Below are 11,497 nucleotides of genomic sequence, written 5' to 3'. Positions count from 1 at the left end.
ATTTCTTGGAATCGATCACTTCCTTTGCATTGAGGAGCGCATTAGATTTGTCATTTTTGTAAAGATAAACCCGGGCAAGGGCACCGCACACAGCAAAGTAATTCAGGCGGTGCCTTCTGTTTTGAAGAAAGAGCAAAGGTGATTTTTCTTCTGTAGTAATGGTCGTATCTTTTACTGTTGGGTAACCTACCCTGTACCCTGAGCTTCTGATTGGGTCAACGACCAATAATTTCTTGGCTGCTTCCAGGTCTTTGATTAGCGAATCCACTACCGCCGAGACGGTGCTCATAGGTGTAGGGTCTTTTGTGTATTTTGTAGCATAAGGAATGCCTTGTGCAGCAGAACCACTCAGGTAAGACGGAGCAAAGAGGCGTAACAGGTCAAAGTGCATGTATGCCCTTAAAGCCAGTGCTTCTCCTTTTACAATCTGGTAATTTACACCTGTAAATAGATTTTTCTTTGCATCTACATTGGAGAGTACCAGGTTGCAATTGACAATGGACGAATAGAGGCCGGCCCAGATCTTGTCTTTGCGTTTAATGAAATCGCCATCATTGTAGTTGTAAAGGGTTGTTTGTCTGTAGTCCTGACCATCATCCCGCATAGAATAATTTTGTGCGAGTGCTTCAGGAGTCCCAAAAGTAAGTTCCTTACCATATAGTTCTTCCGTATTCGCTTTATTGTAGATTCCATTTATCGCCTCCATAAATCCGCTTTCTGTTGAAAACAGTACAGGTTCAGCAATCTCCGATTCCGGTTGAACATCCAGCCATTTCTTACATGAACTGAATAATCCTGTGAACAGAATCAGACCGATTAATAATATTTTGTTCATATTCTTATATTTTATAATATCCATATAAATAATTGACAAGCCTAAAAACCGGCCCTTATTCCAAATGTGATGCTCCTGGCAAAAGGATAATCAATTCCCCGTTCCTCTTTAATTGAGGACCAGCGAACCACGTCGTTGGCGGTCAACGTAAAATTTAGATTGGTCATCGATAACCTTTTTGCGAATTTTTGATTCAGATCATATGACAGTTGCAGGGTTTCCAGATTCAGCAGATTATCGTCTTGAATAAATCTTGAGTTTACCTGGGTCTCACCAAGGTCTGCTATGTTTTTATAGAAAACATGGTCGCCTGATTGTTTCCATTTTTCTTCAAATACGCGTCTGTCTACATTGTATTTCGCATCTGCATTCTCCACACGCTGAACCAGGGTGAGGTTATAAGTCTGACCGCCAAAATAGGTCCTGAAATTGGTGAACAGGTTCCAGCTTTTGTATCTGAATGATCCCCCAAATGAACCTTCCACCTTGGGGTCAGGATTTCCGATTGGTACGTAGTCTCTCAGGTCATAATCGTAGGTGAGGGTTCCGTCACGCTTTACATAAAGCTCGCGACCGTTTTCAGGATCGATCCCCAGCGAAGGCACGCCATAGATGGTATTGATAGATTGGCCTTCTCTATACCGCAGAAGGGGTATGCCCCTGTAACCCGGTTTGTCGGGTGTTGGATTTTCGGTCTGCACTTCGTTGGCCCTGTCTTCATATTTCTTCAAGGCATTGGATATCCTTAAGATTTTATTTCTGTTGGCCACAAAACTGCCGTTAAGGTTGATAGAAAAATCTTGCTTGCGCAGGGCTTCCCAACGGATGCCCAACTCGGCACCTTTGTTTTCCATATCACCCAGGTTTTCCTTGTAGGAAAGAAATCCTGTGGAAGGCGGTATGGTAATGTCAGCAAGAATGTCCTTTGTAAATTTCCTGTAGATCCTTGGCAGCAACATCAATCTGTCCTTGAAAAGTCCAAGATCTATACTGAAATCTGTCATGCGTGTTTTTTGCCACGATAGATTTTGGTTTCCAAAGTTGTTGACCGACGCACCAATACCTGTCGAATACCAGTTTCCGGTATTGTACTGGTAGGTAGTTCTGGATAGGTACGGAGAAAACTCTACCGATCCGGTGAGGCCTGTAGTAGCCTTCAGGCGCAGTTGACTAATGATCTTATTTCCTTGCAGAAAAGCTTCATTATGCAGGTTCCAGCCGACGCCAAGCGACCAGAATGGAGCAAGTTTATTGTTGACACCGAATTTGGAAGATCCATCAATCCTGATGGTTGCATCCGCCAGGTATTTGTTCTTGTAGGAGTAATTGGTGGATAATAAGGAACCGAATAACCGGGATTGTTCGTATTGACTATTTGGTTTTGCCAGTTCTGCATAACCTTTGGCAAAACCGATGCTGGTAAAGCGATCGTTGGCGAAGCCAACTGCAGTGAAATCTTTGCCATCTTTAACCTCACTTCTAATGTTGATCAATCCAAGAACGTTGAAAGCACTTCCGCCCAGCTGTTTCAACCAGTTTAACCTGATGTTCCCGTCCCAGAAGGTTTCTTTCCGCTGACCGTTGTAGTATTCTCCTTTTTCCTCGATCTTATCAGTGGCGTACTCGTAGTATTTACTGTTCAGTGGTGAGATGAACTTGTCGTCTGTTGATGAACGGCTGGTTAAACTCATTTGTGCCCTCAACTTCAGGTTTTTGGCGACTTCCAGCTCAGCAGAAAGATTGTCAATGATCTCAGAATAACCATTCCTGTTGAAACTGCTCAGTTGGGCATTGTATAAGGGATTGTATACATTGGAGTAGCTTCCGTCTTCTTTTTGCCAGGCATCTATGACTTGAAGATATCTGCCGCTGGCGTCCGTCATAGGATAATAAGGATTCATTCTGACATAATCTTTAAAATCGCCATATGGTGATTCTGTTGCTTTTACCTGCATCACAGTTAACTCATTCCTGAACTGAAATTTATTGAGGTTATAAACAAAGTTCATACCTCCCGAATACTGATCTCTGGATGAGCCTTTCATAACACCAGGGCGTGTCTGGTAGCGCGCATCAACGCCATACCGGAAAGTTTCAGAACCCCCTTCAACATTTACGGCATGTTTTTGTCCGGCCGTAGTGCGCACAGGCTGTGATAACCAATAGGTATCCACGCCGCCCACTACATTAGCATAATTGTGGTAATACAACTCGTTAAGGTAGTCCTGCGACACTTTTTCGTGCCCTCCATCATAGATTCCGGCCTGCAGTTCATACGCCATCTTCTCCCTTGCATTTAACACATTGTAGCCTGAAAGATCTGCACCGGTCACATTGAGCTCGTAATTATAGTCTACCCTTAGCTTTCCTGCTTTGGGTGCCTTGGTCGTGATCACCAAAACGCCATTTGCTGCACGCGAACCATAAATAGCTGTAGCCGCTGCATCTTTCAATAGCGTAGCAGATTCAATTCTATTGATGTCCAGGTCAAATATTTTTTGCACGTTCACTTCATAGCCATCCAGCATAAATGCAGGCATATTGGTTCCGCTGGTGTAGTCATCACGCCTCAATACCTCGCCATCCCCGCTTGGCAGGGCAGAGGAACCTCTTACATTGATCGAAGGAATTCTGTTTGGGTTTGAACCAACAAGGTTGTTTTGAACGATCCTGAATGAGGGATCATATGCCCCAATACTGGCCAGAAGATTTTGTGGATTTATCCTTTTTAGCTCTGCACCTGTCATGGTGATTGCATTACCAGTATAACTTTCTTTTTTAATGGTCTGGTAACCTGTGACCACGACATTGTCGATGGTCTTTACATCGGCTTCAAGTAAAATCAGCAGTGGTGTCCCATTGCCGGCGTTGACTTCCTTAGGTTTGAAACCGACATAACTGAAGATAATAACATCACCAACCTGGGTCATAAATTTGAAATTTCCCTGATTGTCGGTTCGTGCGCTGAGAGTCTTAATGGTTTTAGAAGAGATGTTGACACCTGGTATGCCTTGCTGCGTTTCAGCATCAATTACCCAGCCTGACACCATAATGTTGTCGATCTGCATACCTGACAGACGATTCACTTCTTTGTTCCTGATTACGATCGTCTTGTCGACAATATTATAAATCAGATTCTGATTGGCCAAAATTGCCTGGAGAGCTCCTTCAAGAGAAGCATTTTTTAATTCAATATCCAGCGTCTGCTTTTTAAGGTTCACTTTACCACTGTAAAAGAACAGGTAGCCGGTTTGTTCCTTAATGTCTTTGAGCACCGTTTCCAGAGTGGTGTTTTTCCGGGAAACGGTCACACTTTGTGAATAGCTAGCGGCAGCCAGGTGCATGGTGCCGATCAGTAATAAAATAGCAGTTAATTTCATCACTATTAGGAATTTGTACTTTACCCTCCGCATCGAAAATACGGGGTTGTAAAGAAAAGTTAATTTCATACTTTTGGAATAGAATTAAGTGAATAAATAGCAGCCCGGTCTCAACATCTGGCTGCTGACCTTTTTTTAAAACCGGGAGTGGTGAGATACTTCCGGTTTTTTAGTCAAATCTTTTTTGTGGTTCTTGATCTATTGTAGCTTTCTTATCATCAGAATCTTTTTTTTGTGAAATAATCAGTTAGTTGGTTTTGGTTTTTAGGGTTGATATATATTGATTTTGCAGTGATGATTTCTTTTTGTCTTTTTAAGGTTGTTTTTTAGATGCCGGCGTCTTTTGGGCTTCATCATCATAAGAAACAATGATGGTTTTACCATGGACATCCAGTTGAACATTGTTGAGTTCCAATATTTTAAATACTTCCGAGAGCCTTGCCGTCCTGAAGATTTCCCCTGAGAATACGATATCAGACATATCGTCTTTATAACTAACATCTACATCATACCAGCGGGCGATACTGCGCATTACGGATTTAATATCATCATCTTCAAAAGAGAACATGCCGCTTTTCCAGGCTGTCTCTTTGTCAAGGTTTACATTGCGTATAGAAATAATTCCGTCTCCTTTTCTGCTAAGCACAGCCTGCTGGCCGGGAGAAAGCAGACTTGAGGCATTGGAGGAAAAAACTCTAACGGAACCCTCAACTAGTGTTGTTTTTATGGAGCGTTCATCTTCATAAGCGTTGATATTGAAATGTGTACCCAACACCTCGACAGTCTGTCCCCCTGATCTTACCCTGAATGGCATATTTTTATTTTTCGCCACTTCAAAATAAGCTTCGCCGTTGAGTTGCACCAAGCGCTCAGCACCTTTGAATGCGGTAGGGTAGGCCAGTGAAGATGCTGCATTTAGCAATACATTGGTGCCATCAGGCAGGATAACCCTGTATTGCCCGCCTCTTGGCGTTTCAATGGTGTTTTGCAGGACCTCACCATCCCCCGCAGCTACGCTGTAGACAATCTGGCCATCATCAGTTTTAGTAATGCTGATCCCTGACTGGCGTGCAATTTCTCCCGTTGCTGCATCATTTAGTATGATCATTTGTCCACCTGCAAGTGTCAGTGTGGCCTTGTTTCCACCTGGGCTTATATTTTTGTCAATTCTTGCAACCTGGTCAGTTTCATTATTACCTGCAAAGAAAAACCAGGAAAGAGAAAGTAACACCAGAACGGCCGCTGCTGCTGCCGTGTATTTTAGCCAGCTTATTTTTTTTACTATTCCTTTTGGACGAATGATCTTTCGGTCAACTTCTTTTTTAATGTTTTCTTTCAAATAAACGAAGTCCGCTTCATTTTGGTTACTAATGAGCGGTTCATTTGCTTCAAATACATCGTAATAAGCTTCCAGGAATTTAATTTCCTCAGCTGAAGCAATATTTTTCCTGTATTTCTTTAATATCTCTAGAAAATGTTGTTTATGAAAGTCTCTCATTATCCCTTTTATACCTATATGAGTCTGAAATTTGAAAATAGCCCACTCGAATTGAAAATATATATTAAATTTATTGTACCAGCAGCTTCAGCTATTGGTCAAACCAATATAACCACATGATGAAAAAACTACTTGCGACAGCTGCAACGCTGCTATTACTGGGGCCTATCGCGTCATTTGCCCAGATCGGTAAGGTCTACGACAACCTGGTCCTGCCCAGCAAAATCTTAAAAAGCGAACGGAAATATGCCATTTACCTGCCACCTGATTACGAAACCTCGGGCCGTAGTTACCCTGTGTTATATTTGTTACACGGATCGGGCGACGATCAGACCGGGTGGGTGCAGTTTGGTGAGGTATTAAATATCAGCGATAAAGCCATAGCAGATGGTACAGCAACGCCCATGATCATTGTCATGCCTGATGCAAATACCGGTCGCAGGGGTTATTTCAACGACGTTAAAGGAGACTGGAATTATGAGGACTTCTTTTTCAAAGAACTGATTCCTTTTGTTGAAAAGAAATACCGTACCAAGACCGATAAACGCTCGCGTGCGGTCGCTGGTTTATCCATGGGCGGCGGCGGCACATTTGTTTATGCCCTTCACCATCCGGAAATGTTCTCTTCGGCTTGCCCGCTAAGTGCAGCCGCAGGTCCGTTTAGTTTAGAAGATGCTAAAAAATCGCTGACGAGGAACAATCCTAACGTGGCTGATTCTGCGGTCACTAACTATTACAACCGTCAGAGTGTACTGGCGTTAGTTAATAACATGCCTGATGATCAGAAAAAAGCAGTGCGCTGGTATATTGACTGCGGTGATGATGATTTTCTGTTTGAAGGCAATGCTTTAGTACACATCGCCATGCGCAAGAAAGAAGTACCTCATGAATACCGTGTGCGCGATGGCGGACATACCTGGACTTATTGGAGGGGGTCATTGCCGAAAGTACTGGGCTTTGTTTCAGATGCTTTTCATCAATTTTAATCTGCTCATCTGATGAGATCCGGAAAAATTACCTTCCGGGGTATAGCATAAATAAAAACTGCAGCACAAGGAGCGAAGTCCTTAACGTTGTGAGCGCCCTGCCCAATTGGTTCCTAACGGTTTTAGGAGAGATCTCGAGCTGATCCGCGATTTGCTGACTGCTCAGGTCCTCCTCAAACCTCATCCTGAAAATGATGCGCTGCTGCTGGGGCAGGGTTTCCACCAGTTCATTAAACGATCTTAAAAATTCCTGGTGCAGCATTCCCGCATCCGCACGGTCATGCTCATCTGTTACCTCCTCAATCGCATCGGGCAGCACGGACAGTTTGCCTTGTTTCTCGAAATGTTTGAAAACGCCGTTTCTTGCTGCAACCTGTAAATAAGCAGAAAGGTTCTCTATCGGTGATTTGGTACCCCTGATCCAAAGTTGTACAAATACATCCTGGGCGATGTCCTGAGCCTGTTGTTCATCATTTAACCGCTTATAAGCTGCATTAAAGACCTGTTTCCAATGCCTGTTGTACAGCATGTCAAAAGCAGGTTTACTGCCCTCACTGAGCTTCGCGAGCAGCTCAGTATCTTCTGTATCATATAAACTGTCAGGCCCCATGCATCCCTTTATTTTAAAGGGCTTGCAGCTACTCCTTCAAAAGTGATCTTTACTGGTTTAATGTGTCCGTTTTCATCAAATTCCAACTTGTCAATACAGGTCACACGATGATTTCCATTGGTTTCTCCCAATGGCCTGCGGTGATAAATGATGAAGTAATCTTTTGTTTTAGGATTCTGGACTACTGAATGGTGGCCAGCTCCTGTTGCTATAGAAGGATCTTGTTTCAGGATCTTGTCAATGCGTTTAAAAGGCCCCATTGGTGAATCGGCTATGGCATATGCTACAGAATAATTTGGGCCTGTCCAGCCGCCTTCAGACCACATGAAATAATATTTGCCTTCTCTGATGAACATGAAAGGCCCTTCCACATAACCTTCCGGGGTAATCTCCTTATAAGAAGTGCCGTCGGCAAATGGCACGACGCTTTTAAAATCATCACTCAGTTTCACCACATTGCAGTGCTTCCAGCCGCCATAGTACAGATAATATTGTCCGTCTTTATCTTTAAACACATACTGGTCGATCGGCTGTGCCTTATTGTGAAACTTATCGATCAGTGGCTTGCCGATGTGGTCTATAAAAGGGCCCTGAGGTTTATTGGATACTGCCACGCCTATGCCGCCAGTCTCATTATCATTCTGAATATCGTTTGCTCCAAAAAACAGATAATATTTGCTGCCTTTTTTAGTAATAGATGGCGCCCACATGGCTTTGTTTGCCCATTTGACATTGGCTTTTTCCAGTATGTTTGGATGTTTTTTCCAGGTGACCAGGTCTTTTGAACTGAAAGCATCCATAAAAACCTGCTCTTCATATTTAGCCGAATAGGTAGGGTAGACCCAGTATTCCTTTCCAAAAATAGCACCTTCCGGATCTGCGTACCAGCCAGGGAAAATCGGGTTACCAGAGTTTTTTTTGCCGGCTTTCTCCTGTGCAGACAGCGAGAGACCGGTGAAGGTAAAGCAGAGTAAAAGCAGGTATGGTTTCATCATTAAAAAATTAATAAATGCGGTTTGTTTTTAGCAAGGTTTTAGAACCGCCAATATATCAGTTATTATTTTATTAAGGAACTATTTGACGATAAAAATGAAGTTACAGGGTAATTAAAGCCATTTAGCAATAATAATCTACTAAATAGATAGATTTAATTTGTTTTTACTAAAAATGCATTTACATTTGTTGCAGAAAGTATAAATGATAATTAGACAGATGAAACAAATTCTACACCGCCACCAAGAAAAATTTACGCCCTCATCTAAGAAGTTCCAGTTCCTGACTTCCTGTTGTTGCTGTCCCATGCAATAGCATTTCCAGCTATATAACAATAAAGACAGGATCAGATCCTGCCTTTATTTTCGGGTAATCAGTACGAAACGCCAATCCCTTACTGAAGACCCTTGGTTTCAACAATAGATTAGTATTAATTAAAACTTTTTAAAGTTATGCAAAATTTTAAAAAGGGGAGGTACGTATTTGGTACCGGCTCCTTGTTTAAAAAAACACTGCTGTTAGCCGGCAGTATGGTAATATTACTATTATTGCCATTCCTTTCAAACGCACAAACAATACCACTCATCAATTCCACCCTTAAAGGTCAGGTTGTAGATTCTCTCACCAAACAAGGTATCCCAGGTGTAAGTGTTCACATATTAGGAACCACACACTCCGTACAAACGGACAAAGACGGAAGGTTTGATTTCATCACCGGGCAGAAATTTCCTTATACCCTTGAACTGCGGCATGTCTCTTATGAAAAGAAAGAGGTTGTTGCCAATGGAAGCCCGATTTCAGTAAAACTCAAAGAAGTCTCCAGTCAGCTCAACGACGTGCTTATCGTTGGTTATGGTACCCAGACCCGCAAAAGCATTGTTGGCTCGGTTGCCAAGATCAGTGCCGTTGAAACCAAACAGGTTCCGGTAGCCAGCTTTGACGCCCAGCTGCAGGGCAGGGCTGCAGGCGTACAGGTCAACACTTATTCCGGATCGCCAGGCGAAGGGGTGAAAGTACAGGTACGCGGTACCGCATCCATCAACGCCAGTAATGAACCATTATATGTTATCGACGGTGTCTTTGTCAACAACAATTCACTCTCTACCTTAGATCTCGGAGGCAAAAGAACTTCGCCTTTGGCGGATATCAATCCTGCCGACATAGAAAGTATAGAAGTCCTAAAGGATGCCAGTGCCATAGCCATTTATGGTTCAAGGGGAGCAAACGGCGTTATTCTCGTCACCACTAAACGCGGCAATTACAATTCCGGAGGTACAAAATACAACCTGGAAATTTCACATGGCTGGCAAAAGGCCGATCCGGACAGGCTCTGGAAACTGACCACAGGACCGGAACATGCGGCCCTGGTCAATGAACAGTGGATCAATTCCGGTATAGACAAGCCGAGCCTGAATCAGACTTATGCAAATCGCCCATTTCGTCCGGCTGCAGAAATCATCAATGGTGTGCCCGGCCGCGGAAACCCGGAAGACCAGCAGACCTACGACAGGTTGAACAGGGTGTTCAGAACTGCACAGGTGAGTAATTATGATTTCAGTATCCAGGGCGGAAGCGAAAAGATCCGCTACAATATTGGCGCCGGTTATACCGACCAGGAAGGGATCCTAAAACCTGCTGATTTCCAGCGGGGAAGTTTTAAGCTGAACCTTGACAGTAAACTCAGCGACAAGATCACACTGGGTTCCAGCAATGGTGCCTACAGGACCTTTCGCCAGCAGGTAAGGGGCGGAGCAGGGCAGCAGGCGGGACATTTACTGGCTGCATTGCACCACCCGACTTATTTACCTCTCCTCAATACAGACGGCACACCAGCCAGGGGCTCTATCTATGAAAACATAGACAACCTGACCAATACAGACATCACCAACATTTCTACCACAAGTATCCGGTACATCGGCAACCAGTTTGCGGAGTATGACATCATACCCGGACTAAAATTTAAGACCTCGGTCGGACTCGACTACAATTCCTACGATGAGCGTGAGTTCTTTAACGATCAGACGATCATCGGCGGAGCGCCCAACCCGCTCGGCTACAGAAAAGATGTGCATACCACCAGTACCATATTTTTGAACGAACAAACACTTTCGTATACCAAAGCATTAAATGCCAGACAAAACATTACCGCATTGTTTGGTAACAGTATTCAGACCACCGACATCCAGATCTCACAGACAGTCGGACAGGGTTTTCCCAACAATTCCTTTCAGCAGACCTCGGCTGCTTCGGTGCGTACAGCAGATCAGCGCAGGTCCAAATCTACCCTGGCTTCTTTCTTTGGCAGGTTAAACTATAGCCTGGACAACAAATACTTCCTGGAAGCTGTACTGAGGGCCGATGGCTCATCTAAGTTTGGAGCCAACAACCGCTGGGGATATTTCCCTGGTGTGGGTGCTTCCTGGCGGGTAAAACAAGAGTCCTTTCTTAAAGACGTAGAAACCATTTCTGAGCTGAAACTCAGACTAAGTGCAGGTTCAGCAGGTAACCAGAACGGCATCAACGATTATGCTGCCCTGGGTCTTTGGTCGGGATCCGCGGCATATCCTGACAATCTAACCAGCGGACCTAAACCCGGCGTAGCTCCGGCACAACTGGAAAATCCTGATCTGAAATGGGAAAAAACCACAACCTATAACCTGGGTCTTGATCTGGGTTTGTTCAAAGATAAACTGTTCATCAATCTGGATGCCTATTACAAATACACCACAGATGCTTTATTGTACCTGCCTGTACCGCAGTCCACCGGGTATTCCAGTACCCTGGCCAATGCGGGAGAGGTGAGCAACAAGGGGATAGAGCTGAACATTAACGGAAACATCATCAAATCAGAAAATTTCGAATGGACGGCTAATTTTAACATTGCCAGAAATGTGAACCGGGCAGAAAAGCTGGTGAGCCCGATCACATTTGAGGCCCGGGAATACAGACGTACAGAAGAAGGCGCACCGCTGGGTAGCTTTTGGCTATACAAACAACTGTACGTGGACCCGCAGACCGGTGATGCGATATTCCAGCATGCCGACGGCACCACAGGTACAACAGTGACGACCGCCGACAGACAGCTGATGGGCAACCTGATCCCGGATTTCTTCGGCGGACTGACCAATAACTTTTCTTACAAAGGCTTTGATGTGAACCTGTTCTTTTCCTACCAGTATGGCAACAAAGTCTTCA

The 11,497-nt window shown here is 44.1% G+C and carries 7 protein-coding genes; 2 read left to right on the top strand and 5 right to left on the bottom strand.

Annotation, left to right across the window (positions count from 1 at the left end; translation table 11 throughout):
* From VK541_RS10625 to VK541_RS10615, 3 genes are all read right to left on the bottom strand, one after another.
* A partial coding sequence (locus VK541_RS10625) for a RagB/SusD family nutrient uptake outer membrane protein (RefSeq protein WP_324369830.1) occupies nt 1-835 on the bottom strand: 835 nt, incomplete at its 3' end.
* A gap of 41 nt (nt 836-876) precedes the next feature.
* The gene (locus tag VK541_RS10620; RefSeq protein WP_324369828.1) at nt 877-4,215 is read right to left on the bottom strand and encodes a SusC/RagA family TonB-linked outer membrane protein; all 3,339 of its coding nucleotides are present in this window, start codon (nt 4,213-4,215) and stop codon (nt 877-879) included.
* A 313-nt stretch (nt 4,216-4,528) separates the two neighbouring features.
* Nucleotides 4,529-5,713, bottom strand: a complete 1,185-nt coding sequence (locus tag VK541_RS10615; RefSeq protein WP_324369826.1) for a FecR family protein — start codon at nt 5,711-5,713, stop codon at nt 4,529-4,531.
* Nucleotides 5,714-5,829: 116 nt separating this feature from the next.
* Between VK541_RS10615 and VK541_RS10610 the strand changes: the two genes are divergently transcribed.
* Nucleotides 5,830-6,699, top strand: coding sequence for an alpha/beta hydrolase (locus VK541_RS10610; protein ID WP_324369824.1), 870 nt, complete (start codon nt 5,830-5,832; stop codon nt 6,697-6,699).
* Between the two features lie 28 nt (nt 6,700-6,727).
* Here the strand turns inward: VK541_RS10610 and VK541_RS10605 are convergent, their stop codons facing one another.
* Nucleotides 6,728-7,309: an RNA polymerase sigma factor gene (locus VK541_RS10605; protein ID WP_324369822.1), complete on the bottom strand. Its 582-nt coding sequence runs from the start codon at nt 7,307-7,309 to the stop codon at nt 6,728-6,730.
* An 8-nt stretch (nt 7,310-7,317) separates the two neighbouring features.
* On the bottom strand, nt 7,318-8,304 hold the full coding sequence (locus tag VK541_RS10600) for a glycoside hydrolase family 43 protein (RefSeq protein ID WP_324369820.1): 987 nt from the start codon (nt 8,302-8,304) through the stop codon (nt 7,318-7,320).
* A gap of 450 nt (nt 8,305-8,754) precedes the next feature.
* Here VK541_RS10600 and VK541_RS10595 point away from each other — a divergent pair.
* Nucleotides 8,755-11,497, top strand: a 2,743-nt coding sequence (locus VK541_RS10595; RefSeq protein ID WP_324369817.1) for a SusC/RagA family TonB-linked outer membrane protein, incomplete at its 3' end; no start/stop codon positions are given.

Origin of the sequence: Pedobacter sp. (assembly GCF_035317785.1) — a bacterium.
Taxonomy (GTDB): domain Bacteria; phylum Bacteroidota; class Bacteroidia; order Sphingobacteriales; family Sphingobacteriaceae; genus Pedobacter.
This window is presented reverse-complemented; position numbering and strand designations above follow the sequence as displayed.

What these genes read in the sequence shown, in the direction of transcription:
- VK541_RS10620 (WP_324369828.1), bottom strand. Translation starts at nt 4,215, where the DNA reads ATGAAATTAACTGCTATTTTATTACTGATCGGCACCATGCACCTGGCT.
- VK541_RS10615 (WP_324369826.1), bottom strand. Translation starts at nt 5,713, where the DNA reads ATGAGAGACTTTCATAAACAACATTTTCTAGAGATATTAAAGAAATAC.
- VK541_RS10610 (WP_324369824.1), top strand. Translation starts at nt 5,830, where the DNA reads ATGATGAAAAAACTACTTGCGACAGCTGCAACGCTGCTATTACTGGGG.
- VK541_RS10605 (WP_324369822.1), bottom strand. Translation starts at nt 7,309, where the DNA reads ATGGGGCCTGACAGTTTATATGATACAGAAGATACTGAGCTGCTCGCG.
- VK541_RS10600 (WP_324369820.1), bottom strand. Translation starts at nt 8,304, where the DNA reads ATGATGAAACCATACCTGCTTTTACTCTGCTTTACCTTCACCGGTCTC.